The sequence below is a fragment of the Bdellovibrio sp. genome, from assembly GCF_047637665.1.
Classification (GTDB): Bacteria; Bdellovibrionota; Bdellovibrionia; order Bdellovibrionales; family Bdellovibrionaceae; genus Bdellovibrio.
On the sequence record NZ_JBLJBT010000015.1, the window covers coordinates 1 to 24,778 of the forward strand.

Here is a 24,778-nt window from a genome sequence, read left to right on the forward strand (position 1 = left end):
AGGCAGTCTTTGCACATGGGACATCAGGTCTTCGCGCAAATGAAAAAGCATTCTATTTCCGAAAATCTGGAAAAGATATACATTGGCGAATGAAAAACAGGATCTAAAGATCTCTAGAACAAGATAGACGTAGGCCACTTGCGTGAAGATGGAATAGTCTTTTTCTTTCACGCCGTGATCAATGGCATAACCGATCAAAGCGGGAATCAGACGCGCGGCAATTGCACCGCCAGCGACAGCAAAGATGGCCGAAAATAAAAGGACCTTTTCTTTGCGAGCATAGGGCCAAAGTCTTTTGAATAAAATCGGATAGGTGATTTTGGTCTTCACCAAATCTTCATGCATGAAGTTTTCACTCACGGTGATCCCCCTGACCTTGGATTTGCACGATTTTTTGGAACGTCGGGCTGACCTTCAAGACCTCCGCGTAGGGCCCCCAGGCTTCGACGTGACCCTCTTTAAGAATTAAGAGTTTGTCGACGCCCTTCAGGGATGAAAGACGGTGGGCGACAATAATGCGACTCATGGTCGAATGGCTTTTCGCCAATTCTTCTTCAATGGCTTTTTCTGTTTTCGTATCCACGGCGCTGAGGGAGTCATCCAAGACAAGGACCGGAGTTTTCATGATCAGGCCGCGCGCAATTGTCAGGCGCTGCTTTTGCCCACCGGAAAGATTGACGCCTCTTTCTCCTAATTGAGAATCGTATTTATGGGGTAAAGAGTCGATTTCTTTGCTGAGATCCACGATCTCCGTCATACGCAGAATTTCTTCTTCCGAAGCTTTTTCGCGCAGACCAAAACTGACATTATCAGAGATGCTTTCGCTGAACAAAAAGGCCTCTTGGGGAACCAAAAGGAACGTTTTGCGAAGAGACTCTTGTTGGATGTCTTCAAGAGGAATCCCATTGATCAGGATTTGCCCTTCTTCGAGAGGGTACATTCGAGAAAGGAGATGCAGCAAAGTCGTTTTGCCGGCACCCACAGGTCCCATGATTCCTAAACTCTCGCCGGCTTTCAGGGAAAAGGAGATATCCTTGAGTACATAGACAGAACTGCCCTTGTGTTTGTAAGACACATTCTTAAATTCAAGACTTTCAAATTTCTCAATCACATAGGTGCCGTTATCCGGGATGTCGGTTTCGGTGTTGAGAACTTCTTTGATGCGATCAAAAGAAGCATAACCTTTTTGGAAGTAAGAAAACCCCATACCCAGTGCGGTCATCGGCCAAACCATCTTCTGAATGTAGCGATGGAAGGCCACAAAGGTGCCGATGGTGACGGCGCCTGAATAGACGTCGTCTTTGGCAATAAAGAGGAGTATCACGCTTCCTGAGGTCACGCCAAACTCCATCACGGGCATAAAAAGGGCATCAATGCGGGCGACCTTATTGCACGCGTTTTCAAAAGCCGAACTGACGCCATTAAAAAGGCGAGTGCGGTTGTCTTCTTGGGCGAAACTTTTAATAACACGAATGCCGCCCACTGTTTCCTGAGCGACTCCCGTCAACTCTGAGAAGCGATCTTGTTGGGCTTTGTAGTTGGCATGAATCAGGCGCATCACCCTCCAGATCAGAAAAGGAACCAGAGGAAGGAAGATCAAAGTTTTCCAAGTCCATTCCCAGTTCATCGTAATCATGATGGGAAGGACTACGGCAATAATGATAACCCCATCGGCCAGAATCAAAAGCCCCGGGCCGATAGCTTGTCGAAAGGATTGCACGTCGTTGGTGAGAAGGCTCATCAGCTCGCCGACCTGATTTTTATGAAAAAAATTGGGTCCCAAAGAAGTGATTTTGTGAAACAACTTCTGACGAATGTGTTCGGCGGCAAAGGTGTGGAATCTTCCAAAATGAGTGCGCCACCCATAGCGAGTGATGGCGAGGCCCGACATGATGGCTAAAAAGAGCAAGCATGTTTTGCCAATCTCATCGAGGGGAGACTGCTTTTCAATTTGATCAATCGCTGTTTTCATAATCAGCGGATAGATGCCATCAAGAGCATTGGTCACCACTAAAAAAAGCATCCCCAAGCTGAAGGCTCGGGGATTATTTTTAATGTAGTACCAAAGCGGACGTTTTAATAGAAGTGAGTTGTCTGAGGGACTTTGCATTCTGGGAAGACTCTAGTTAATCCTTCCCGAGTCGGCAAGTGTTTTGGACTCGGCGATAGTTTTGCTCCAGGCGTCGTTCAAAGGCCTTTTGTTCCCAGCCATAAAAGAAGGGTCTTCTTTGTAGAAAACGGTTTAAGATGAACTTCAAAATTCTCATAGGTCCTCCTTCGTTCGTCAAATTTAGAATCGGCCGATCAGTGCTATAATTCAATACCCTTGCAAAGAGTATCATCTTGTAATACTCTGGTTTTGGAGGCTGAGATGTCACAAATTGACCAGTTCTTGAATTCTTTGAAAAGATCTTTAAAAGCGAAGAATATTCTATATCGGGATCTCGCCAAGGCTTTGGGTTTGAGTGAATCCAGCGTAAAAAGAATCCTTTCCAATAAAAGCCTCAGTCTGGAGCGCTTGGAAGAAATTTGTCGCGTGGCCGACCTCAGTTTTTCAGAGGTGGTGAAGTCCGCGAATTTAGAAGAAGCAAGTCAGGTTGTGACTTTGACTGATGAGCAGGAAAAGGCGTTGGCCGAAAATGCCCGCTTGTTGCATTACTACATGATGTTGCAGGAAGGGAAGACCCCGCAAAAAATTGAACGGGAATATCAGATCACCAGTTCTGAATCGAAAAAATATCTTTTCCAGTTGGATCGCCTGAACCTCATTGAGTTGCATCCCCGAGACAAAGTGAAATTCAAACGTCAGGGCTTTTTGCGTTTTCATCGTGATGGCCCGGTGGGAAAAGCCTTGTTTGAGCAGACCAAATCCAGCTATTTGAATTACGATTTTCGCACCGAAGACTACATTCGTTTTTCGTTATTGAAAATAAGCCCTCCGTCTTTGGCAAAATACAAAACGAAGCTCGAGCGCATCTTAATCGAGATGCAAGAAGAAGCGCGTTTTGAGTCCGAACACAATGTTTCGGTTGTGGATACGGGGCTTTTGTTGGCGTTCCGTCCTTGGCAGTATTCCTATATGGGAGCGATTAAAAAGAAAGAGTAGGGGGGGGAAGCGCGGGCCTCAGGGGAAGCTAGGCGTCGCGACTATTACTTTTGACTATTTTTTAAAATTGCATTTGTTGTCTTCTTTTATTTTTTAATATTAGTTGGATTTCTTAATTTAAATTTTTCAGAAGTCATCGTGGCATTTTTTTTGTTTGAGCCCCGCGTGTTTCGCGACGAGGACATTGTGGGCTCGACATAATATTCGGAGATTGGAGAGATCATTACTTCCGCCAAGACCCAAGGGATGGCGGTGGTCGATTTCGAGTTGATATTGAGATGTGCATCGCTGCCCTGTTTTGGGATTTTTGTATTCGCAATGATGATCGGCTTTCTTCAATAAAAAGCGCTTGTAGTGAATGGGAATATACTTGCGAGGCGTTTTCTGTGGAGATACCAGCAGCAGAGAAGTAACACTTCCCTTTGGAACTGATGTGGATAAAGACGTTAGTAATCCTGAATTTGAATCTAAACTTGAGTTAATGTCTTTTGGCTTCGTAGCGGTGGCGGAGTGAGTCGAGTTCTGGAGTTTTTTGTAATTAAACTTTTTAGCCAAAGCAGTAATCACCTCGGACCAACTTCCATCTGGGCAAATATGCGATAAAAGATTTTTCGCTGTTTCTAGTTCCGAAAATTGTTCCTGCGTGAGCGTAACCTCCAAGCGAACAGAGCCCTCCTTTTGAGGCTGGATCTTTTCATGAACCACAACAGGCAAATCCATTTCAAGAGCCAAGGTCTTTTGCGTCTCCCAGGAGTTTTTATTTTCTAACTTGTTTAAAACGTCCAAAGTTCTTTCGGTAGAAATGTTTTCGCCAGCCTTCGCACTTTCCTTAAGGCACTTTTGGACTTGAGTTAGTTGCGTAAGATTTAAATGCCCCTCTTCAATCTTTTGGGCCACTGAGGGAATTTGTTTTAATAATCGCGCCGACTGCAAACGACGATAAGCACTGCCTTCAGAATACCCCAGCCCCCGAGTCAAATAGGCATACATGCCATCATACCCCATTTCCACAAAAAGCTTTCGTTCTTCTATTTCTGCGATATGAAGTAAAACTAGGTGCGTGATCTTTCGTTCAGAGCGCACCAGTTTTTCCATTCTGAAGATCAATTCATTATTAGAAATTTGCGTGAAATTCATCGTGCTCTCCTTTGCTTGAAAGCAAGATATATCACGACATTTTGGGTTTGATTTTCGAGGCTTTTTCAATAGGTCGGGTATTGAAAGATAGGAGTGAGATTTGTCTTTAAAGGCACCTTATCGAGCCATGAGGCGATTTGAATTTACACAAAGAGGCCCCACGCGTCTGCGAAAGAATCTTTCAACCTCGGCAAAATTTGAATCCCAAAAAGTACCCGCAAGAAAAATCTTCATTACAATTATATTTATGCGACACAGACCTATCATTCATGGCTGCAAACATTTTAGCAAATCTCCCACTTCATGTTATATGTGCGCGGGGAAGCTCCCCCAGCTCCTTGCACCACCTCACCAACAACGCAAGGCGCCCTCGCTACGTAGACACATGCGGACCTTCCCCTCATGTTAATCGAGCGTAGTACTGTCTTATCATGGAAGGGATATATGCTGGGAAAGCTGAGCTCTTAAATTTCGGCAGCTCTAATTTCATCATCGTCGTCGATTGTTTTTATGAAGTTATAGAACAGAAATGTATCTAGGACTATTGTCGAGAGTCGCCATTGTGCGGCTACGAGCTTTCTGTGAGAGATATTGTAGGCAATCTATTTAAACACTACAGAGAAGTGTCGAGAAGACCCAGGGGACTCTTTGGGGTTTTTCTAGCCGATATGGGGATTAGAGATTGGGTAATATCGAAAATCAAGACATCACAACATCTAACGATATTCCAATGAATGAGTTGATGGGGCTTCTTGCAACCCAGGGCTTTGGCAGCTCGATTTTTTATGATGTTTTCTACTCAATGGCAATCAATGCCAGTTTGAAGGATCTTTTATGAGTAGGCTATTCGCATATATACTTGCGCCACTCATGTTTTCATTGCCGGGTTTTGCGGTGGCGCAACATAAAGGCATCAACTTTCAGGCGGTGATCAAAAAACCGGATGGTACTTATCCGAGTGCGAGTGGGTTGACGGTCACTCTTCAGATTTTAGACCCCGTGACGAACTGTATTTTAAGAGAAGAAGAACACTCCGGTAAAAATGTTTCCAACGGATATTTGAATTTGGTTATCGGTGATTTAAGTTCTACGACTCCGACGGGGAAAAATCCTTCTCCAGTTCTATCTATCACTGAGGTGATGGATAATAGTAAGCAAAGAACCGGGTTAAAATGTGTTGATATCAACAATAATATCATCGCCAGCAATCAGACGTACATCCCGTCAAATTTGGATCGCCGTGTTTTGCGGGTTCGTTTAAATATTCAAGGTGATGAAGTCGTGAGCGACTTTAATATGCGGGCGGTGGCGTTTGCTGTGAATTCCGAGATGCTGAATAGTAAAACGGAATCAGATTTTGTGAACATCAATAACGCCAAAGGCGTCACTAAAGACAATGTTGAAAGCATCTTTGAAAGATTCACGAAGTTAGATTCGATATTGAATAGTACAAAATTGGATGGGTTATTAACACGAACGAATACGGGCGGAGACAGTTTATCCGTGAATGTCACGGGGAACGCGGCAACAGCTACGACGGCTGCCAATATTACTGGAGGTATCAATACGTTACTTCCATCGCAAATAGGCCAAAGTGGAAAGTACCTAAAAACGGATGGAAGCAATGTAAGTTGGGAGACTGCAGGTGGAGGCTCAGGCGGTGGAGGTTTAGCAAGTGTGGGTCTAAGTCTGCCTTCAGATGTATTTCAAGTCACAGGAAGTCCTTTAACGGCGGATGGGTCCATAAGCTCCAGTTTTAAGTCTCAAACCCAAAAACAAGTGTTCGCGGCACCTAATGCCACAGATGGGACTCCCTTATTCAGACAACTTCAAGTGAGTGATATTGGTAACGCAAAAAGTGCTGCGCTTTACGATGTGCCAGTTACAGGAGATGCGGGAACTACTCAAGTGGTCAAAGGTGATGACTCAAGACTTGTGGACGCGAGAATGCCCATTGATAGCTCGGTGACGACATCTAAAATTGCTAACGCTGCGGTCACAGATGCAAAGATAGATACCGTGTCGGGCAGTAAAATCACAGGAACTGTTGGGAGCGGTGCCTTGCCTGTGGCGAGTGAGACGACTGTTGGAATTGTGAATATCATTGCACAAAGCTTTAAAGGCGTAAAAACCTTTATTGATAATGTGATTCTGCAAGGAAGTCTCACGGTATCGGGGACGATTTCATCAGCGAGTCTTTCGTCGTCAGGTGAAGGAAGTTTTGATCGCATTAAAGTTGCCAACTCAAGTGCCACTTGCAATGGCACCACCGAAGGGTCCTTAAAATATAATTCGACAAGTAAAAAAATGGAGTATTGCAACGGCACAAGTTGGACGAATATTTCAACGGGGGTTCTTGCCAACCTTTCCATCGGCGCGCCGAGTAGTTCATTGGTCAAATCAGGTCCTGTGGCTTTCGATGTTATATATGGAGGTACAGATGTCAGCACGATCAGCCTTGCAAGTGGTAATATCACATTAGGTGGCACCGCAACGGTCGGATGCTCTGTTACTTCAATCGCTGGCACTGGTGGGACTCGAACCGTAACGGTCAATGGTTGTACTGGTACGGGCACAGTGAATATCTCTGTGGCGGCAAACACCGCCAAATCAACAACGGGTGAAGATGCTCCCGCAGTAGGGCCATCAACAAGTTATAATGTGGATAATACCGGCCCGACCGCGCCCACAGGCGTGACTCTGGGATCGGTCCCGAACAACTTAACAAATTCGCCTACCATTACTTACACAGCCGCCAGTGATATCGGCGGAAGTACGGTCGCGAATCATCAGGTGCAGATCATCAAAACCTCAGATAGCAGTGTGATAAGAGCTTGGACGAATCACACCAGTGGCAGTGATGTGGGCTCACTGACTCTTGCGACCAATACTCAATATAGTGTTTTAGTCAGGGCGGTGGATGCCTTAGGGAACTTAGGCACATCAACGACAGCGGTGAATTGGACAAGTATCAATGATCCATGTTTGGGATCGCCGACCCCAGGGACAGTTTGTACCGGAGGGGCAATCTTCCTGGGAAGTTTAAGTCCCGGGGCAACAAGTGGAAGCGGTACGGATAAATATATGACAACTCCAGGAGGATGTGGCGAGATCCCGGCGGGACAGATTGGTGGCGGTTCGGGATCGACTGCTTGGCCTAACTCTGACTTTACTCCGACTTGTTCTGGTGCGGATGGCTTGGGCAAATATTGGAACGATGGAACGGGTAACTTTTACGATATCCCGTCGCTACCAAATTGGACATCGACAATGGGAACTGGCTATGGAGCTTCGAACACGGATCAAAACTATGGAGCTACTAATACCACAAATATAGTGGCGATCACATCGTCCGGGCAAGGTGGTTACCACGCGGCCGCGAGATACTGTGATAGGTTAGTCTATGGTGGTTACAGTGATTGGCATTTACCGAATCGTTATGAGCTGAATTTAATGTACACGAATAAGGGATCAATCCCAGGTTTGGATGTTGGTGTTTGGTACTGGTCGTCCACGGAGGCTGACAGCATTTATTCGTGGGTGCAGCGGTTTTCTGACGGCAACCAGAGTGTCGACGGCAAGGGCAACAATTACTTGGTTCGGTGTGTGCGGAGATTTTGATGTTACAATGTGGCATCGAAAGGACCCTTTGACTCTTTTTAAGAGGAAAAGAGTTTACAGTACCAGCTAAAGATGTCAGTAGCAGCGGTAAAAGATTTTTTCCCGCGATGATAAGTTCATTCCTCACCCGCCGGCTCCCTCCGTCAAATCTTTAAACACCCCTCTCTTTTTTTCTAAGCCCCCTCTGTAACGGCCAAAGGTCCCGAGGGCATGATATAACGGGTTATGTCTTTTCTGAGATGGGCCCTTTCTATTTTTATTTCGGTTGTGGCGGTCAAATCCCAAGCGGGCTGTTTGGCTCAGCATATTTACGAAGCGATGGAGCTGAATAAAAAACGGGCCCCCGTTTACGAAAGTTTATCTCAAGGGCAAAGTCGGATTGTTTCAAAGAAGTTGATCTGGATGGAGCAGAAGCTTTCCCTCGTCGCTCCTTTGGCGGACCTGTGGGCGGCGCCCTACCATCGCGCCGGCATACCGATTTTGTGTGCAGACTTTGTCGATATGTCAGAGGTTCCGGCTTTTAAGGCTTTCAATACAGAAGGCGCAGAGTCTCTTGATAATTTTCACGCTCCGGATGTTGTGAAGCTGAAAAGAGATTTGCTGAATCTCTATAAAGCCAAAGCGCATGGGGATCTCGCCCTCTATGCAGACGCGCAAATTCGTGAGCTGGATAAAAACCCCAGATACAATTGCATGGTCAAACACATTCTGGAATCGATTCGCCGAATTGCAGCTTTGGCTCCGAGGTATGAGCAAATGGCGCAACAAAAAAACAAATTTTCTCCGTTGTCTTTGTCGAGAATGGTTTTGAGATCCCACATCTTGTTGTTGGATGAGTCTGCTCAAATAGATTTCTACGCCGCTCCTCTTCAAGCGGAAGCTTTGCCGATTGTCTGTCAGGACGTTCCACATATTCCCTGGCCCTGACCTTTCTTAAACTTAATTTGCTGATGACTGTTCTTGCTAAGACAGTGAGAACATGATTTTTCTTTTGCGGCTTTCAACGACATTTTTATTTTTGATACTTTTCTTCGTCGACTCCCCGGCGTTTGCGGATTCGATGTTCAATCGCAGGATCAGTAGCGGCCGTTACCTTTTTGATGTGCTGCTAGAACAAGGCGTTGCCCGTGAACCTTTGGATCTGATTTTTCGCATGTTTGATTACAATGAGGGGAGGATTCCCAATACAGACTACGCGGTCTTAGTGGATTACTCTCGGCCCTCCAAAGAAAAGCGACTTTATCTTCTCAACTTGCGCACCGGAGTCGTGCAAAGGTTTTATGTCGCCCATGGAATTCGCTCTGGAGTTCTGGAGACGCGCAGTTTTTCCAACATTCCCGATTCCTGGAAAAGTTCTTTGGGTTTTTATTATGCCAAAGGCACCTATGTGAGTGAGAAGAATGGATTGTCACTTTATCTTGATGGGATCGATCGTTCTAACAGCAATTCTCGCTATCGCAATATCGTGATGCATGGAGCGAAGTATGTGAGCGATGAATTCATCGCAAAGAACGGGCGACTGGGATGGAGTGAGGGGTGTTTTGCCGTGGGGTTGGAGCATCTGAACTATCTTGTCAGTCTTCTTCAGAATGGCAGCATTCTCTTTTCGTATCATAAAGATCTGATCGGCTACTCGCGGCGTTACCCTTTGGAACAATCCCTGATTGGTAATGAGATTTTGCCGCCGGGAGTAAATACCGGAAGAACACCCGGTGAAGGCGGCGGTATAGACTAAAGTCGGAGCTCCCAGACCTAGGTATGTACTACCTAGGGGGATGATTTGTATGGGACCACAAAAAAGTTGATCCACGTCATGTTCGATGGGAGCCTTATGAACTATAAAACATCTAGAGTATGTCATCAAGGAGACTAAAAGATGAGACATTTAACGGTCCTTAGGTCATTTGCACTATTAGCAGCCTGCTTAACTTTTGCGGCGGGAGCCCACGCCGAAGAGAAGATCAAAGGCGAAGAGGTGGCGGTTTTAACTGACGCCCCTGAAGTTCCACCACCCATCACGCGTAAATATCCAACCAAGGTTATCGTGAACCTCGAGACTAAAGAGGTAAAACTCCGCCTTGCTGATGGCGTAGACTACACGTTCTGGACATTTGGTGGAAAAGTTCCTGGTAAATTCATCCGTATTCGCGAAGGAGACCATGTTGAGTTCCATCTTCATAACCATCCTTCAAGCAAGTTGCCTCACAACATCGACTTGCATGCCGTCACTGGACAAGGTGGTGGTGCTGAGGGATCGTTCACTGCGCCTGGTCACAGCTCAACATTCAATTTCAAAGCTTTGAATCCAGGTCTTTACGTCTATCACTGTGCAACAGCGCCTGTAGGGATGCACATTGCCAATGGTATGTATGGTTTGATCTTGGTGGAGCCTAAAGATGGTTTGCCCAAAGTCGACCGTGAATACTACGTGATGCAAAGTGAGTTCTATACAAAAGGAAAATATGGTGCTCCCGGTTTGCAACCTTTCAGCATGACAAAAGCTGTTGAAGAAAATCCTGACTATGTCGTGTTCAACGGCAGTGTTGGTGCTTTGGTCGGAGACAAAGCTGTTAAAGCTAAAGTCGGTGAAACAGTTCGTCTTTACGTTGGTAACGGTGGACCGAACCTCGTGTCTTCTTTCCACGTGATCGGTGAGATCTTCGATAAAGTTTATGTCGAAGGCGGTAAACTGGTGAATGAACACGTGCAGACGACTCTTGTTCCTGCCGGTGGTTCAGCGATTGTTGACTTCAAATTGCAGACAACAGGAACCTTTATCATGGTGGATCACTCTATCTTCCGCGCCTTCAATAAAGGGGCGTTGGGTATGATCAAAGTTGAGGGTGAGGCCAATAAAGAAGTTTACTCTGGAAAAACTCATGACGGTATCTACCAGCCTGAGGGGGGTGTGATTCAGGAAATGGGCGAGAAGGCTCCAACTATCGCTCCAGCAAAAACTACGGAAGAGAAGATCGCTCGCGGTCAAAGAATCTACGAGACTTCATGCTTTGCGTGCCACCAGACAAATGGTCAAGGCTTGAACGGTGCATTCCCTCCGTTGGCTAAATCAGACTATTTGAACAACAATAAAAATAAAGCGATTTCTGCCGTGATTCACGGTTTGGAAGGTAAGATCAAAGTGAATGGCAAGGACTATGACTCCATCATGCCAGCTCAGGTCTTGTCAGACGAAGAAGCTGCCAATGTTCTTACATACGTGTATAGTGCATGGGGCAACTCTAAGAAAATCGTAACTCCTGAGGAAGTGAAAGCGGTTCGCGCTTCAGGAAAAGTGAAATAGGATATTTTTATGAAGCACCTCAAAGGCATCGTGATTTTTGGCATAGTGCTTTTTGGGGTGTTTCATGTAGTGCCTTGCCGGGCCCAGGATATGGTTTTGGTTCCGGCCGGCTCTTTTCAAATGCCAGCCTTTCTGGACAAAACTCCACGAAAGGTTTCTGAATTCTTCATTGATAAACATCCAGTTACAAACACTCAGTATCTTAAATTCGTGACGGCTCACCCTGAATGGCGAAAGTCTAAGGCCAAAAAAATATTCGTGGATGGAAACTATCTTGAATATTGGAAAGGCGACTTGGATTTTGGCGGTCCTGAAATGGCCTCCTCGCCCGTGGTGCGAGTGAGTTGGTATGCCGCCCGCGCCTATTGCGATAGCTTGGGCAAACGTTTGGCGACGATCGATGAGTGGGAGTACGCCGGGCAAATGGCGTTCAAAGATAAGCGCGAATTGAAGTCCCTTATACTTGAGTGGTATGGTCAAGGTGCTGAATGGCCCTTGCCAGCGGTGATGAAAAGAACTCCGAATATTCTCGATGTTTATGATATGCACGGCCTGATTTGGGAGTGGGTTGAAGACTTCAACTCATCCATGGTGACCGGAGAGTCTCGATCTGATGTGGCTTTGGATCGGAATTTGTTTTGTGGCGGGGGGGCCGCGAGTGCCGCAGATCCCGCCGATTATGCCGCTTTTATGCGTTACGCTTTTCGCAGCAGTTTGCAGGCGAAGTACACAGTTCGAAATCTAGGATTTCGCTGTGTGAAAAATAAGGAGTAAATATGGGGCTTAAAAAAAGCTCGCTACTGATGTTGTGTGTGCCGTTCTTGGTGATGACCGCGTCGGCGGCAGACCATGAACATCATGGTAAAGATCATAAAGATCACAAAGAGGCTCCGGCCGCAACGCCGACCGGGGACGAGTCACTTTACAATCTAAAAACAGATTTGTTGGACGTGGATGGCAAGAAGGTGTCCTTTGATTCCTTGCGAGGACAGCCGGTCGTTATCTCCATGGCCTATACGAGTTGCGCCTATGCCTGTCCGTTGATCATCGCGCAAATGCAGCAACTTGAAAAAGAGCTGGAGTTGCAGAAGAAAAAGAATGTTCGATTTGTCTTAGTCAGTTTTGATCCCACCGTGGATACGCCCAGCGTTTTGAAGAAATATGCAGAAAAAAGAAAACTGAGTTCAAAATGGACTTTGTTTACGTCCTCTTCAGACAAGGCCCCTCGGGAAATCGCCAATCTTTTAGGAGTTAAATATAAAAAGATCGAAGGTGGTGATTACGATCACTCCTTTATCATCACTGTTTTAGACTCTGAAGGCGTTATTGTCGGGCAACAAATCGGAGCAGATAAAAATCCTAAAGATCTGGCGAAATTAATTAATAATTGACCTCGATCAATGTCAGCTGGCGGTGGATCTCCTAGTCTAAGGACAGAAAAGGAGATTCGCTATGGCTGATTTTGTCATTGAGGCCCAACAGATTCCTGCCCCTGAAAGGCATGCATTTATTTTTCAAAGCTTTGATAATTTAGAAGGCGGAGAAAGTCTGATCATCGTCAACACTCACGATCCAATTCCTCTTTTAAGACAGTTTGACGATAGAAAAGCCGGGCAGTTTGTTCACGAGTATCTTGAGCAAGGACCGCAGACCTGGAGATTGAAAATCACCAAAAAGAAAAAAGAAGGTTGCTGCGGCTTCTGTGCAGATTAAGCCAAGGCCCGTTCGCATATGATAAAGAGGCAGTTGTCCTCTTTATCGATATGCATTCTGAGCAAACGGCAGTAGTCATCATAGAATTTTTCAAAAAATTCAGCGCGAAGGCTTGAGTTCTCTGGTTTAGACAGGAACAAAAGGCTTTTCGCAAGCTCGGCGCCGATGACATGTTCCTCATAAGGAATGCTCAAAGGATTTTGCGCCGTCAGCCATTCTGGGAGTGGATAGTGGGGCGGGCGGAAAGACGTTTTACGATAGAAGTCTTCCAGATGCCCTCTCACTCTTTGCAGAGGATCAAGCCCTAGACGCATTCCCATATACAAAGAACAGCGAGGGCCCCCTTGTGAAAGACAGGGTTTGTCTTTCATAAATGGGAAAAGTTCTATTTCCTCTAAGGGATGATGGACTTCTTCAACAAAGTGAATCAGTTCTTCGACCTGTTCAGGTCTATCCAACATCATCAGAATCTTCTGGTGCTGCTCTCTGAGATTGTTCAGAACTTCTTTCATGGCGAATCTCCTGTAGTTTTTGAATATCAAGAAGATCGATGCGTCGGTCCGTCGTTTGAATCCATCCCTTTTTGCCCCAGGCGCTGAGAACTCGAATCACAGTTTCGGTGTGAGTGCCAAGCCGTTGGGCAATGTCTTTGCGGGTGATGGGGATGACGATTTGCGAGCCGCTACTTTCTCCTTGTCGTTCCCAGAGTCGCAATAAAAGGTCTGCAATTCTTTGGGGCATGCGGCCCTTTTCCATGCAGCGATCATTTTGCAGCTCTAAGAAGCGTTCGCTGACCTGTCTTTTGACCACCTCGCGAACGCCGTGAACTTGAACCAGGATACTCAAAAAGAAGTCCCGCGAAAAGCGCAGAATGGCGCTATCTTCATTGGCGATGGCCGTGGCGGGGTATCGTGGTTGAGCGATGTCCGCCATGGCAATGCCTAAGAACTCGCCCCGTCCTAAAAAGTTGAAGATCACGGGGGTGGAGTTACTGACCTTTTTTTGAATTTTAAACGAACCATAGAGGACCAAATAGAGGTCCTGAATAGGGGCGTCTTCGACAAAAAGAACTTCCCGGTGTCTGAGGTGAATAATTTCGAAATGAGGCGAAATCTCTTTCAGATCTCGGTCTGAAAGGGCGTTAAATACATCAAGACTTTTCAACTTACGTGTCACATCAGATAGCATAGGAACCTCACATTTAGAATCGCAAACCGGAGGGGGATATTCTATGATCTAGATCAAGTTTTTCTTTCATTTTCTTGACTCTGATCAACGACGACGCTGGTGAGAATGTTTTAGTTTGAGGCTCGGCGGGGGAGTTGGACGCGAGATGAGGTTGATATGAGCACAACGCAGATGGATGGCTACAGATATTTTTTCCCAGCAGGATGGGCTTTGGGGGTTTGGGGAGTTCTTTTGTGGATTCTTTTTCCTTGGAATTTAGTCTCTTATCCGGGCTTACATCATCCCGAAATTATGACGGGGGGCTTCTTTCTTTGTTTTGTCTGTGGCTTCTTGATGACGGCGGCTCCAAAGTTTACCAGTAGTTTCGGGCCGACGAAGACAGATCAAGCTCTTTCTTTTGCCCTCATTGGGGCGCTTTTCTTGAGTTTGCTTCCGCAAAAGAAGATCTATTTCTTTCTCGTGGTGACGGCGATTTTCATTTTTCTGACAACCTATTTGTTCCGCCGTTTTGTGAACAGGAAAAGCAATCCACCCGATGCCTTTCTACTGGTGGGTTTTGGTATGGCGACGGGACTTATTGGCAGTTTGATTCTGACCTTTTCGGAAGTGTTTAAACTGCCCTTGGAGCTTTATAATTTAGGTCGCATTTTCTTTTTACAAACCTACGTTCTTTGTTTGGTTTTAGGGGTGGGAAGTCGCCTGGTGCCTGCGCTGTTGGGGTGGACGCCAATGCCGACAGATGGAAAGAAGATAAAATCTCGTGTGCCTCTTTTTGCAACGCTGGGGGTGCTTTTTGTGGTCAGCTTCATTTTGGAAGTGTTGCATTTCTTTACGATCTCCCAGGCTTTGCGGGCGTTGTTAGAGATTTTTATCGTTGTGTATTTCTGGAAGATTCATAAGTTGCCACAACGTCGGGCTTTTCAAAGTTGGTGGCTGTGGGGGGCGGCATGGAGCTTAGTGCTGGGGCAAATCGGAACGGTTTTTCTTCCTGATTATCGCGTTCATCTTTTGCACGTGATTTTGGTATCAGGTTTGGGACTGCTGACCTTTATGATTGCGACTCGAGTCAGTCTTTCTCACGGTCGTCACAATATGGAGTGGGAGAAGAACTCCAAGGGGCTTTTCCTTGGAGCTCTTCTGATGTCTTTAGCCGGATTCACACGTTTGTCGGCGGGGTTTGCTCCTCATATTTACCAGTCTCATCTGCTGTATGCAGCCTATACGTGGATACTGGGCTTGTTGGTTTGGGGTTACTTCTTCCTTCCGAAGATTGTGCGTGTGAAGCCTGAGTAGAGTGATAGAACCGTTCGGCGGCTTCCTTCTGGCGAGCCGCGCTGAAGGCGGAAACTCTTTTTAGGTATCCAATCACGCGCGTGGCGTGGTCGACATTTTCGCTGGCGCATTTGGCGCATTGATAAAGCGTTCTTTTGTCGATGTGATCACACTCGTTGCAGATCGTGATTTTTACATTCACACACCAGTAATTGCATCCTGAACGGGCCGCCGCCTTGATAAGTTTGTAGAAACCCTCGGCGCTAAGGCGCTCTTCCAGGTTCAGGTGCAATGCCGATCCTCCATCCAGATATTGCATCATCTCTTTACCGTGAAGATCCATTTTATCCAGAGCATTCACGGAATCATCTTCCACGATATAGAAGTAGGAATTGTAACAATCGCGAGGAACCTTGAGTCCGTCTTTGCGGTCCCAAAGCGCGTTTTTCACACCGAGGTTTTCCGCCGGAACAAATTCCGTGTTAAACATATAACCATAAAGTTCACGAGCTTTGCGGTTTTCATCAAAGATCACCTTCAGTTTTTCGCGAACGAACTCTTTGTAATTGGCGTCGTTTTGAACGCGAATGCCTTGAGATTCCGCAGCTTCCGTCATGCCGTTTATTCCGATAGTGAGGAATTGTTTGTTAAGTGAGATAAACCCGGAAGAATAAGCGCTCAGCATGCCCGCCTTAAAGTACTCTTCCATCAATGTGCGATAAGCGACTTGATACTTCTGCACTTTGTTGACGGTCTCTTTAAGATCAAGGCCTTTTTGCACCAAACGATTCATATTGATGGTGATGACATTGATCGAACCTGTGGCGACACCTCCCGCACCCAAAGAGTAGCTGAAGGTGTTGTCAGAGATCTCATTGCGCAGGCGACAGCAGCTTGCCAGGCTGTCGGCGGACTCACTCATGTACATGAAAAAGCTATTGCCTTCACTTAGTTCTTTCGCGCACATCATCGCAAAATTCTTATCTTTAGGTTCGTTGTTTTCCACTAACATGGCGGCGGTCACAACCGGGAAGGTCAGGATGGCCTTTTTTCTTTCGTCATTGAACCAAGTCATGAAGTGATCTTGCAAAGCCTTTACACTTTCCCAAACGGGGCGTTCGCCGGTGGGGAAGACGAAATCACCGAAAAGAGATTTAAAGTAATATTCGTCGTAGGCAGAAATGTTCCAGAACACAGATTGATAGCCACGAGCGGCGGCGGGCTGATTCAGGGCATAGACCACATGCTGAAGGTGGTTGTTGACGACTTCAGGATGGGTTTTAAGGTAGTCGATACCATAATCTTTTCTTGCGAAGTGATCGAAGTACATCAGCCATTCCACTGTCGCGACAGCTCCGGCGAACTGAGCTGAAATGGCGAAAACCAGATTGACGAAACAACCACAGAAGCTTTCAAGGTGTTGGGGCGGGCGGGATTCGCCACCAAGTCCTTTAAGACCTTCCAATAAAAGTGGATACATGGAAATCGAAGCGCAATACGGCTTTAAAGAGGTTTCATCATGAACATAGATTTCATGAGATTCGATTTGACGGATGTATTCTTTGGCCAGGTCTGCGCCAAAAAGGGATTCAATCTTATTCGACACGAGAGTCCGATTGATTTGAATATTAATGTCTTTATTGATTTCCGCTTCCAGGGTCGCAATGTTTTTATGTGTGACGTTGGCATTGGCATCCAGACGAGAGCCTTCTGCCGCATTTTGCGCCTTGAGGTAATTATTGATGAAATCAATTTTGTTTTTAATCTGATCCGGACTCAAACGAATCATAGCTGCTCCTTTTGTTGTGTTTCGCTCATGGTTGAAAAAGATGATTTAAAATTGTGTTGTTCGTGAGATCCCGAAAGATTTGATTGGTCGTGGGCGAGGACAGTCCTCCCAGTTCGACTCTCCAGGGGCCGGTCTTTAAAAAATCGAGAGAGGATTTCAGTTCTGCACAAACATCCTCGCGCCCGGTGTAAAGAGCGGTTTTGAACTCCTGACGACGGGCTTCGTTGAGAAACGCAAGAAGCTCCTCTTGGTGCCACTCGCCTCCCAGGAAGAGGACGCAGTCCACTTTATTTTTGTATCGTGTCAAAAGATACTGGAAGAGGTCGTGGGTCAGGGGAGACCCTGACTTTTCTGTCCATAACTCTGTGGAGTGACAGCCCGGGCATTTCAACGGGCAGCCACAGACATAGAATGCCAGAGCTATGTGGTTGGGGACTTCTTGGAAGACGATATCGTAGTTGTAAATATTCATTGTCATCACCCGATGACATTAACGATAGCGGCATTTCAGGGGTGATCACTAGATATTGTGGGAAAAACTGATCTGGATCACTCTATATTGTGTTTTGGTCCCGATTCACGATCTGTATTTGTTTGTGGTTCATTTTAATAAGACCCTCCGCTTCTAAATCAGAAAGCGTTCTGGAAAAGGTCTCTGGACGAAGGCCCAGCATCATCGCCACCTCGTGCTTTTTGCCGTTAAGGTGGATCAAGGGTCTGTTTTGCTCTTGCTGCAGGCGACACAGATAAGACCACACGCGATCTTTAGCTGAGGACAGACTGATGTTCTCGATGACCAAGTGCAGTTTATCCATCCAGCGAATCAGTGATTGGACGACGGATTGATACAGCTCTGGGTTTTGCGCCAGAATCTGTTGGAAGTCTTGTTTGGGAATATAATAGATCTCGGACTCTTCGGAAGTCGCTGCCGAGTCAGCGTTTTTTTCTTGTCCTAAAAGGCCCGCTTCCCCAAAGGTTTTTCCGGGGCCGAGAATTTCAATAAGCATCTCTTTCCCTGCCGGAGAGATCTTGGAGATTCGCACGGTTCCTTTGTGAATTAAATAGAATCCCTGAGAGCTGTCTTCTTGCTCAAAGATCAATGTGTTCTTGGGATACCTCTTCCTTTGAATAAGAGGAATGATTTTCTCAGTGATTTTCTCTTCCTGAGTCGAGCAGATGGGGCAGTTATCCGTAGGACGCTGTTTCATATGAACTCCCATGCGAACATTGTAACACTCTTTTGCTCTGTTTTTATCGGGAGGGCAAGTTTTTTGGTATTAGCTAGGTTAGTGAAAACCAAATAAAATGCCTCAGATAGAGGCATTGAGGTGAAAATCGTCTGGGCTAGGCCTTAGGCCCTGGAGGGAGTTTGAAGCTCCCTCGTTTAATTTTCAAGAACAAGGATATCCTCGATGATTCCTGCTCTCATCATCATTTGAAAAAGCTGAGCAATTTTGTCGGGGGTGAGCAAACTTGAAAAATCAGCCAGCGCAGAGGCCACGGCACTGCCCTCTTTGAGTTCAGTGAGGATTTGCGCTTCGATGGCATCAAGGCGCTGAACGTAGACCTTTTTTTGTTTCTTATAGATCATAAGGCACTCCGGATGATTCCAGTTGATGTCTTCAAATTGATAGGGCGGCTCTTTGCGATGGCTCCAGAGATCGAAAATCGCATAAGGACTTTCAAAGATCTCAAAGGCCTCGATGAACTGGATTTTGAAATCTTCAGAGTGTAAAAGTTCGCGAATACGCTCTACCGGCAGGGGTTCGGAGGAGGCCGCATGGTACATATTCTTAAACGTCCACTCAAAGCGAGCTAAATCGTAAAGAAAAACAATGCCTCGGGTGGATTGGGAACTTTTTAGAAATTCGGGGAAGGTCTCCCCGTAGTCTGAAAGATCATAGGATATCGATGGCTGGGCTTCGATATATCTGCGGGCGACATGGCGAAAAAGTTCTTCCCCCAAGACCCAGCGGACGGCACGGAAGGTTTTGCTGAGGGCCTCGGTCAGTCGAGCGAAATAGCCTCGGTGGTACACCTCAAACGCCTGCTCTAAAGACAGTTTGCCAATGGGTTTCAAGGATTCGACGGCTTTGGGGTCGGCTTGCGCCGACAAAAGATTTTTTTTAAACAGACTCTGCGCTTCGTTCAGCTTCATAAGAACTCTCCAAGATAGACACAGCCTTCATGACTTCCGCTTCCAACTCGTGGAACTCGGGGATTTCGACATCTCTTTCAATTAAGATTGGAAGATGGCGGACTTTAGGGGCGATCAGCTTAAATAGCTGCCAGACAGGTTCGGGCACCTCTGCAGAATGAGTGTCAAAGAGGAAGTCACCATAATCTGTCGGTCCTGCCATGTGAACTTGCGCGACCCGCTCCATGGGAATGTGATTGAGGAAATAGTGAGGATCAAAACCGTGGTTTGAAGAATTCACGTAGACATTGTTAAGATCCAGAAGGATATGACAACCTGTGCGTCGACTAACCTCACTGATAAAGTCCCACTCGTTCATTTCATTGCTTCGATAGCTGAGATAGGTCGAAATATTTTCCAGCACCAACGGGCGTCGTAAAAAATTTTGAGCGAAGTCGATATTGTGAACCAGGGTCTCAATGCTGTCCTCGGTAAAGGGCAATGGTAAAAGGTCATGCAGATTGAACTCGGCAGTTCCTGTCCAGCAAAGATGATCGGAAACAATAAAGGGTTCGACGCGATCAATGAGATCGCGAAGCTTTTGCATATAGTCCAAACGAAGCCCCTCCGGGGACCCGATGTTCATAGAGACCCCATGCAAGGCCACGGGATAGTCTTGGCGAATGAACTGCAGCATCTCGAGGGGGCGCCCTTGAGAGTTCAGATAGTTTTCAGTGAGGGCTTCAAACCAAGCCACCTCCGTGGAAGGTCGTTGTTCCAGATAAGGATAGTGGGGAGGGCGAAGTCCCACCCCGACTTTGTGACTTAAAGATGATGCACGCATTTTTAATCCTCGATGTTGCAAAGGGGGCGCAAGACTTAATTCTTTTTTGGGGTTGCGGGAGTGGGCATTTTCGCTTCGCCCTCGATTTGAATTTTGATGTCATCCCCCACCACGAAGCCTCCTTTATCCAAAGCCTTATTCCAGTTCAGGCCAAAATCCTTGCGATTGACCTTGGTCTCTGCTTCGAAGGCCACCACTCGATTCCCCATCGCATCGGTGATGGCGCCGTTGTAGCCGACATTCAGAATAACAGGCTTGGTGATGCCACGGATGGTGAGTTCTCCATGAACCTTATCGGGCTTTCCATTGTCATATTCGACTTTGGTGCTTTTGAATTTCATTTCGGGGAACTTGACGACGTCAAAGAAGTCAGGACTGCGCAGGTGTTTGTCGCGATCTTTTTCATTGGTATTTAAGGAGTCAGTCTGGATCGTGACCATGACATTTTCAAGCTTCAGGTCTTTTTCATCAAAATCGAAAGTGCCGGCAAATTTGTCGAAACGACCTTTAACTTTGGAGACCATCAGATGGGGGGCGACGAAGCTTACATTTGTATGGGCTTTATCAAGTTCGAATTTCGCGGCCAGAAGAGGGGGCGTGAAAAAGGAAGTGGCTAAAAAAGCAAAAAGTAGAGCGCGCATACTTAAATCCTTTCGGTAGGTTTGCACGTTCTACTTTTTTTGAAGAACTTAACTTTTACAAATTAAGTTAGTGAAAGTTTAGTAGGTCATAAGAGCTTTAACGTCCAGCTTGCCGCCTGACACAGATTTGTTCGCCAAAGAGTTGATCTTTTTAGCCGAACCCAGAATGGCCGCTTTCACATCTTGCCAAGTTTTTTCAGGATGAGCAGACCAGTACAAAGCGGCGGCTCCAGCAACGTGAGGGGTGGCCATAGACGTTCCATCCCAAGTGGCTTTGAAGCCAAACTTATCGATCACAGTGTCTGTGTAACCTTGCTCTACGACCGTTGAGAAAACCTTCACGCCAGGGGCTCCAATATCCACGGTTCTAGCGCCCCAGTTCGAGAAAGAACCCAAGTTGTTGTTCACATCCAACGCCGCGACAGAAACAATAATGTCGTGGTCATAGGAAGCCGGGTATGCCGGTGCTTTATCTGTGTCGTTGTCATAACCAACGCCTTTATGTCCATTCCCCGCCGCCGCGATAAAGAGAACACCTTTATCTTGTGCGTACTGAACGGCGTCGCGAAGAGCTTGGTTTTCAGGTGAGCCCGCTTCTTCGCCTTCAGAGCCCCAAGAGTTGCTCATGACTTTAGCTCCATTGTCTACGGCGTATTTGATCGCCTTAATGGCATCGGCCGTGGTGCCTTGGCCTTTTTCAGAGATAAAACGCAAAGACATGATCTTTACATTAGGAGCCACACCGGCGATCCCTTTGTTGTTGTCGCCGCGGGCTGCGACGTTTCCTGCGCAGTGAGTTCCGTGGCCAGGGTTTCCGCCTTTAAAAAGAATCTCCATAGGGTCCACGGAAAGGTCGAACGGTTTGTTGTCGTTAGAAACAAAGTCCCAACCAATCATGTCATCGACATAACCATTGTTGTCATCGTCGATCCCGTTGTTGGGAATCTCTTTAGAGTTTCTCCATAGGTTAGGCAGAAGATCTTCATGAGTGTAGTCCACACCGGTGTCGATGACGGCCACGACCATGTCGGGATTTCCTTTGGTGATCTTCCATGCGTCAGTGACACCAATGTCGATCATGCCCCACTGCTTATTGAAAAGGGGGTCTGCGCCTGTCGATGATTGCGGAGCGTCAGGGATGGCGGGGTTGTCTGCTTTCGCCAATTCGCGAAGCTGAGGATTTCTTGCAAGCATTTTTGCAAGAGCAGCCTTGCGAAGAGGATCTTGAATTGTGTAGTCCTCCATCAAGGAGATCTTGTAGTTGGGTTGAACATATTCAACTGCTGGATTTTTCTCTAAACTTTGCAGACTCAGGTGGCGGGGAGCTTGAACTCGAACCCAAGAGTCGGTGAGTTTTTCTACTTTTGCTCCTTGGATTTGGAATTCGATAAAGCCAGGTGCTAATTTAATAAGCAAATCTTGCTTTTTGGTATTTGCTTGCGCCCCTAAGCTGATCGCAAGAATGGCGGAACTTACGTACAAAGCCATTTTTCTCATTTGTTTTCCCCTTCTCGAGGTCCCTCTGGCCCTGTTTTTGTGTCTCGCGACACGACAGTGACCTTCCTCGACTGATGTTAAGTAGACATTTAAGTTTAGAAGTGAGTCGACAGGAGAATCAATTTCAATTGCCCTTTTTTGGAAGGGCGCGTTGAAGAAATCGGACGGGGCCTCTATAATACTTATCTAGTTGTCAGGATTACGGAATTTCAGTAACTACTTAATGATAGCTAAATGAAATTGCAGAGGTGTATTTATGCACAAAGATCAAGTGCAGGGTTCTGTGTCCCATGGAGGAGCCAGCGGAACTCAAGCCATAGATGATATGTCACGAGAAGTTGCGTTCACGTCGAAGCTCGATGCTTTGGTGGCGTGGGGACGAAAAAATTCATTGTGGCCAATGCCTTATGGGACCGCTTGTTGTGGTATCGAATTCATGTCAGTGATGGGGCCCAAGTATGACTTGGCTCGTTTCGGAGCGGAAGTGGCGCGTTTCTCTCCACGTCAGGCAGACTTGCTTGTTGTGGCAGGAACGATCACTGAAAAAATGGCTCCGGTTATTACCCGTATTTATCAGCAAATGCTGGAGCCAAAATACGTGATTGCGATGGGTGCTTGCGCCAGCTCCGGCGGCTTCTATCGTGCCTATCACGTGCTTCAAGGGGTTGATAAAGTGATCCCTGTCGATGTTTACATTCCAGGATGCCCTCCGACACCTGAAGCGGTGATGGATGGTATCATGGCTTTGCAACGTATGATTGCAACTCATCAACCTCGCCCTTGGAAAGACAACTGGAAGAGCCCTTATGAACAAGCTTGAGAAACTAAAACAATCCCTCAGTGGTAAATTTAAAATCGAGAACTATAAATTCATTCATGCCGTGGGTGATGACGTTCTTGAGGTTCCCAAAGAAGACGTGCCTGCGCTGTTGCAGTTTTTCCATGACAGTGGCCAGTTTGATTTCCTGATGGACGTTTGCGGTGCGGATTATCCGGGTCGCGAAAAACGTTTTGATGTGCTTTACCATTTGTTCTCATCGAAAGACGCTTCTCGTTTGCGCGTGAAAGCTCAAGTGGGAGAAGGCGAATCTATCGGGACCGTGATTCCTGCCTATCGTGGTGCGGACTGGTTTGAGCGTGAAGCTTATGACATGTTCGGTATCAAGTTTGAAGGACATCCGAATTTGCGCAAGATTTTGACTCACCATCAGTTTGTGGGTCATCCGCTGCGTAAAGACTACGATGCGAACTTGCAGCAAGCCTGCACGGTTTCTTTGCCGATCCACTTCAACAACGAACCGGGATCTCCTGGCGACGTGTTGAACGATAAATACGTTCCTTTGAATATTGGTCCTGCGCATACAGCGATGCACGGAACTCTGCGTGTGATGGCGGAAATGGACGGCGAGACGATCGTTCGTTGTAACAACGAAATTGGTTACCTGCACCGTTGTTTCGAGAAAATGGCAGAAACTCATCCCTACAATCAGGTGATTCCTTACACGGATCGTTTGAACTACTGTTCAGCCCCTATGAACAACATCGGGTACTGTAAAACAGTGGAAAGACTTTTGGGTGTTGAAATTCCTCCCAAAGCACAAGCGATGCGTGTGATCTTGGCAGAGCTTTCTCGTATCATCGACCACACGATTGCAATCGGAACGGGCGCGATGGACTTGGGAGCTTTAACAAGCTTCTTCTATATGTTCGGTTTGCGTGAGCAAGTTTACGGTCTTTTTGAAAAACTTTGTGGAGCCCGTTTGACGGTGTCGATGACCCGCGTGGGTGGTATGGCACAAGATGCTCCTGAAGGTTGGTTTGACGAGGTTCTGGCTCTTTGTAAAGAAATTCGCAAGGGGACAGACGAAATGGCCAGCATGGTTGTGGATAATAAGATCTTCATCCAACGTACTCGTGGCATCTGTCCGGTTTCGGCGCAAGATGCGATTCAGTGGGGTTACACAGGTCCTCTTCTTCGTGCTTCGGGTGTGAATTTGGATTTGCGTAAAGCTCAACCTTATTATGGTTACGACGCTTTGGACTTTGATGTTCCCGTAGGAACCTCTGGTGATATCTATGATCGCTATTTGGTTCGCTTTGAAGAAATGCGCCAATCAGTTCGTATCATCGAACAGGTCTGCAAAAACGTGCCTGGCGGGGATTACACGATTCGCGACAAAGGCATCGTTCTTCCTGAGAAGAAAGATGTTTATGGAAATATCGAAGGTTTGATGAATCACTTTATGTTGATCATCAAGGGGCTTCGTCCTCCTGTGGGTGAAGTTTATGATGCGACAGAAGCTGCGAACGGAGAGTTGGGCTTCTATCTTGTCAGTGATGGCTCTGCGAATCCTTATCGTTTGAAAGTTCGTCCTCCTTGTTTCGCCATTTATCAGTCTTATCCGACTGTGGTGAAGGGGGCTCAGCTGGCTGACGCTATTGCGACAGTGGCTTCGATGAATTTGATTGCAGGGGAACTGGACCGCTAAAAGGCGAGTTCAGGCCGCGGAACTGAAGTAGTAAAAAGGGAAA

Annotated in this window: 24 protein-coding genes and 1 pseudogene; 12 read left to right on the forward strand and 13 right to left on the reverse strand. The window is 46.6% G+C overall.

Annotated elements, in window-relative coordinates:
• The 3 genes from ACM64D_RS03300 to ACM64D_RS03310 form a co-directional block, all read right to left on the reverse strand.
• Window positions 1-360: ABC transporter transmembrane domain-containing protein (locus ACM64D_RS03300; protein WP_415061767.1), on the reverse strand; the 360-nt coding region annotated here is incomplete at its 3' end.
• Window positions 353-2,110 carry an ABC transporter ATP-binding protein gene (locus ACM64D_RS03305; protein WP_415061768.1) on the reverse strand — a complete coding sequence of 586 codons (1,758 nt, stop codon included), beginning with the start codon at window positions 2,108-2,110 and terminating at the stop codon, window positions 353-355. The genes ACM64D_RS03300 and ACM64D_RS03305, both read right to left, overlap by 8 nt.
• A gap of 16 nt (window positions 2,111-2,126) precedes the next feature.
• Entirely contained in the window at window positions 2,127-2,267 is a 141-nt protein-coding gene (locus ACM64D_RS03310) for a hypothetical protein (RefSeq protein ID WP_415061769.1), read from the reverse strand.
• A 104-nt stretch (window positions 2,268-2,371) separates the two neighbouring features.
• On the opposite strand from ACM64D_RS03310, the gene ACM64D_RS03315 reads away from it, so the two are divergent.
• Window positions 2,372-3,106, forward strand: a complete 735-nt coding sequence (locus tag ACM64D_RS03315; protein ID WP_415061770.1) for a helix-turn-helix domain-containing protein — start codon at window positions 2,372-2,374, stop codon at window positions 3,104-3,106.
• A 126-nt stretch (window positions 3,107-3,232) separates the two neighbouring features.
• Here the strand turns inward: ACM64D_RS03315 and ACM64D_RS03320 are convergent, their stop codons facing one another.
• The gene (locus ACM64D_RS03320; RefSeq protein ID WP_415061771.1) at window positions 3,233-4,243 is read right to left on the reverse strand and encodes an HNH endonuclease; all 1,011 of its coding nucleotides are present in this window, start codon (window positions 4,241-4,243) and stop codon (window positions 3,233-3,235) included.
• 682 nt (window positions 4,244-4,925) lie between these two features.
• Here ACM64D_RS03320 and ACM64D_RS03325 point away from each other — a divergent pair.
• From ACM64D_RS03325 to ACM64D_RS03360, 8 genes are all read left to right on the forward strand, one after another.
• Window positions 4,926-5,081, forward strand: a complete 156-nt coding sequence (locus ACM64D_RS03325; protein WP_415061772.1) for a hypothetical protein — start codon at window positions 4,926-4,928, stop codon at window positions 5,079-5,081.
• Window positions 5,078-7,864 (forward strand): DUF1566 domain-containing protein, encoded by a 2,787-nt coding sequence (locus ACM64D_RS03330; RefSeq protein WP_415061773.1) that lies wholly within the window; start codon window positions 5,078-5,080, stop codon window positions 7,862-7,864. Before ACM64D_RS03325 ends, ACM64D_RS03330 begins: the two co-directional genes overlap by 4 nt.
• Window positions 7,865-8,089: 225 nt before the next feature.
• Window positions 8,090-8,791, forward strand: coding sequence for a hypothetical protein (locus ACM64D_RS03335; protein WP_415061774.1), 702 nt, complete (start codon window positions 8,090-8,092; stop codon window positions 8,789-8,791).
• 52 nt (window positions 8,792-8,843) lie between these two features.
• A complete protein-coding gene (locus tag ACM64D_RS03340) occupies window positions 8,844-9,599 on the forward strand; it encodes a murein L,D-transpeptidase catalytic domain family protein (protein WP_415061775.1) in 756 nt (251 codons plus the stop codon).
• 141 nt (window positions 9,600-9,740) lie between these two features.
• Window positions 9,741-11,165 carry a copper-containing nitrite reductase gene (nirK, locus tag ACM64D_RS03345; RefSeq protein ID WP_415061776.1) on the forward strand — a complete coding sequence of 475 codons (1,425 nt, stop codon included), beginning with the start codon at window positions 9,741-9,743 and terminating at the stop codon, window positions 11,163-11,165.
• A 9-nt stretch (window positions 11,166-11,174) separates the two neighbouring features.
• On the forward strand, window positions 11,175-11,939 hold the full coding sequence (locus ACM64D_RS03350) for a formylglycine-generating enzyme family protein (protein ID WP_415061777.1): 765 nt from the start codon (window positions 11,175-11,177) through the stop codon (window positions 11,937-11,939).
• A gap of 2 nt (window positions 11,940-11,941) precedes the next feature.
• Window positions 11,942-12,556 carry an SCO family protein gene (locus ACM64D_RS03355; RefSeq protein ID WP_415061778.1) on the forward strand — a complete coding sequence of 205 codons (615 nt, stop codon included), beginning with the start codon at window positions 11,942-11,944 and terminating at the stop codon, window positions 12,554-12,556.
• Between the two features lie 61 nt (window positions 12,557-12,617).
• Window positions 12,618-12,878, forward strand: a complete 261-nt coding sequence (locus ACM64D_RS03360; protein ID WP_415061779.1) for a DUF2249 domain-containing protein — start codon at window positions 12,618-12,620, stop codon at window positions 12,876-12,878.
• Here the strand turns inward: ACM64D_RS03360 and ACM64D_RS03365 are convergent.
• A complete protein-coding gene (locus ACM64D_RS03365; protein ID WP_415061780.1) occupies window positions 12,875-13,390 on the reverse strand; it encodes a hypothetical protein in 516 nt (171 codons plus the stop codon). The genes ACM64D_RS03360 and ACM64D_RS03365 overlap by 4 nt on opposite strands.
• The gene (locus tag ACM64D_RS03370) at window positions 13,329-14,066 is read right to left on the reverse strand and encodes a Crp/Fnr family transcriptional regulator (protein ID WP_415061781.1); all 738 of its coding nucleotides are present in this window, start codon (window positions 14,064-14,066) and stop codon (window positions 13,329-13,331) included. The genes ACM64D_RS03365 and ACM64D_RS03370 overlap by 62 nt, the downstream gene beginning before the upstream one ends.
• A 171-nt stretch (window positions 14,067-14,237) precedes the next feature.
• On the opposite strand from ACM64D_RS03370, the pseudogene ACM64D_RS03375 reads away from it, so the two are divergent.
• A pseudogene (locus ACM64D_RS03375) lies at window positions 14,238-15,284 on the forward strand (NnrS family protein); the annotation flags it as partial.
• On the opposite strand, the gene nrdD reads toward ACM64D_RS03375, so the two are convergent.
• The 7 genes from nrdD to ACM64D_RS03410 form a co-directional block, all read right to left on the reverse strand.
• A complete protein-coding gene (nrdD, locus tag ACM64D_RS03380) occupies window positions 15,223-17,127 on the reverse strand; it encodes an anaerobic ribonucleoside-triphosphate reductase (protein ID WP_415061782.1) in 1,905 nt (634 codons plus the stop codon). The pseudogene ACM64D_RS03375 and the gene nrdD sit on opposite strands and share 62 nt — an antisense overlap.
• A 25-nt stretch (window positions 17,128-17,152) precedes the next feature.
• The gene (nrdG, locus tag ACM64D_RS03385; RefSeq protein ID WP_415061783.1) at window positions 17,153-17,605 is read right to left on the reverse strand and encodes an anaerobic ribonucleoside-triphosphate reductase activating protein; all 453 of its coding nucleotides are present in this window, start codon (window positions 17,603-17,605) and stop codon (window positions 17,153-17,155) included.
• A 76-nt stretch (window positions 17,606-17,681) separates the two neighbouring features.
• Entirely contained in the window at window positions 17,682-18,335 is a 654-nt protein-coding gene (locus ACM64D_RS03390; RefSeq protein ID WP_415061784.1) for a Crp/Fnr family transcriptional regulator, read from the reverse strand.
• A gap of 176 nt (window positions 18,336-18,511) precedes the next feature.
• Window positions 18,512-19,285, reverse strand: coding sequence for a putative DNA-binding domain-containing protein (locus ACM64D_RS03395; RefSeq protein WP_415061785.1), 774 nt, complete (start codon window positions 19,283-19,285; stop codon window positions 18,512-18,514).
• Window positions 19,254-20,108 (reverse strand): DUF692 domain-containing protein, encoded by an 855-nt coding sequence (locus tag ACM64D_RS03400; RefSeq protein WP_415061786.1) that lies wholly within the window; start codon window positions 20,106-20,108, stop codon window positions 19,254-19,256. The genes ACM64D_RS03395 and ACM64D_RS03400 overlap by 32 nt, the downstream gene beginning before the upstream one ends.
• A gap of 35 nt (window positions 20,109-20,143) precedes the next feature.
• Window positions 20,144-20,749 (reverse strand): YceI family protein, encoded by a 606-nt coding sequence (locus ACM64D_RS03405; RefSeq protein ID WP_415061787.1) that lies wholly within the window; start codon window positions 20,747-20,749, stop codon window positions 20,144-20,146.
• A 78-nt stretch (window positions 20,750-20,827) separates the two neighbouring features.
• Window positions 20,828-22,246, reverse strand: coding sequence for a S8 family peptidase (locus ACM64D_RS03410; RefSeq protein ID WP_415061788.1), 1,419 nt, complete (start codon window positions 22,244-22,246; stop codon window positions 20,828-20,830).
• Window positions 22,247-22,571: 325 nt separating this feature from the next.
• Here ACM64D_RS03410 and ACM64D_RS03415 point away from each other — a divergent pair, with 325 nt between their 5' ends.
• Window positions 22,572-23,066 (forward strand): NADH-quinone oxidoreductase subunit B, encoded by a 495-nt coding sequence (locus ACM64D_RS03415; protein WP_415061888.1) that lies wholly within the window; start codon window positions 22,572-22,574, stop codon window positions 23,064-23,066.
• Entirely contained in the window at window positions 23,053-24,735 is a 1,683-nt protein-coding gene (gene nuoD, locus ACM64D_RS03420) for an NADH dehydrogenase (quinone) subunit D (RefSeq protein WP_415061789.1), read from the forward strand. The genes ACM64D_RS03415 and nuoD overlap by 14 nt, the downstream gene beginning before the upstream one ends.
• Window positions 24,736-24,778: the final 43 nt, after the last annotated feature.

Coding starts and splice junctions, on each gene's coding strand:
- ACM64D_RS03350 (WP_415061777.1), top strand. CDS start 11,175: ATGAAGCACCTCAAAGGCATCGTGATTTTTGGCATAGTGCTTTTTGGG.
- nirK (WP_415061776.1), top strand. CDS start 9,741: ATGAGACATTTAACGGTCCTTAGGTCATTTGCACTATTAGCAGCCTGC.
- ACM64D_RS03320 (WP_415061771.1), bottom strand. CDS start 4,243: ATGAATTTCACGCAAATTTCTAATAATGAATTGATCTTCAGAATGGAA.
- nuoD (WP_415061789.1), top strand. CDS start 23,053: ATGAACAAGCTTGAGAAACTAAAACAATCCCTCAGTGGTAAATTTAAA.
- ACM64D_RS03415 (WP_415061888.1), top strand. CDS start 22,572: ATGTCACGAGAAGTTGCGTTCACGTCGAAGCTCGATGCTTTGGTGGCG.
- ACM64D_RS03355 (WP_415061778.1), top strand. CDS start 11,942: ATGGGGCTTAAAAAAAGCTCGCTACTGATGTTGTGTGTGCCGTTCTTG.
- ACM64D_RS03390 (WP_415061784.1), bottom strand. CDS start 18,335: ATGAAACAGCGTCCTACGGATAACTGCCCCATCTGCTCGACTCAGGAA.
- nrdG (WP_415061783.1), bottom strand. CDS start 17,605: ATGACAATGAATATTTACAACTACGATATCGTCTTCCAAGAAGTCCCC.
- ACM64D_RS03410 (WP_415061788.1), bottom strand. CDS start 22,246: ATGAGAAAAATGGCTTTGTACGTAAGTTCCGCCATTCTTGCGATCAGC.
- ACM64D_RS03330 (WP_415061773.1), top strand. CDS start 5,078: ATGAGTAGGCTATTCGCATATATACTTGCGCCACTCATGTTTTCATTG.
- ACM64D_RS03310 (WP_415061769.1), bottom strand. CDS start 2,267: ATGAGAATTTTGAAGTTCATCTTAAACCGTTTTCTACAAAGAAGACCC.
- ACM64D_RS03360 (WP_415061779.1), top strand. CDS start 12,618: ATGGCTGATTTTGTCATTGAGGCCCAACAGATTCCTGCCCCTGAAAGG.
- nrdD (WP_415061782.1), bottom strand. CDS start 17,127: ATGATTCGTTTGAGTCCGGATCAGATTAAAAACAAAATTGATTTCATC.
- ACM64D_RS03365 (WP_415061780.1), bottom strand. CDS start 13,390: ATGAAAGAAGTTCTGAACAATCTCAGAGAGCAGCACCAGAAGATTCTG.
- ACM64D_RS03305 (WP_415061768.1), bottom strand. CDS start 2,110: ATGCAAAGTCCCTCAGACAACTCACTTCTATTAAAACGTCCGCTTTGG.
- ACM64D_RS03315 (WP_415061770.1), top strand. CDS start 2,372: ATGTCACAAATTGACCAGTTCTTGAATTCTTTGAAAAGATCTTTAAAA.
- ACM64D_RS03335 (WP_415061774.1), top strand. CDS start 8,090: ATGTCTTTTCTGAGATGGGCCCTTTCTATTTTTATTTCGGTTGTGGCG.
- ACM64D_RS03370 (WP_415061781.1), bottom strand. CDS start 14,066: ATGCTATCTGATGTGACACGTAAGTTGAAAAGTCTTGATGTATTTAAC.
- ACM64D_RS03405 (WP_415061787.1), bottom strand. CDS start 20,749: ATGCGCGCTCTACTTTTTGCTTTTTTAGCCACTTCCTTTTTCACGCCC.
- ACM64D_RS03400 (WP_415061786.1), bottom strand. CDS start 20,108: ATGCGTGCATCATCTTTAAGTCACAAAGTCGGGGTGGGACTTCGCCCT.
- ACM64D_RS03395 (WP_415061785.1), bottom strand. CDS start 19,285: ATGAAGCTGAACGAAGCGCAGAGTCTGTTTAAAAAAAATCTTTTGTCG.
- ACM64D_RS03340 (WP_415061775.1), top strand. CDS start 8,844: ATGATTTTTCTTTTGCGGCTTTCAACGACATTTTTATTTTTGATACTT.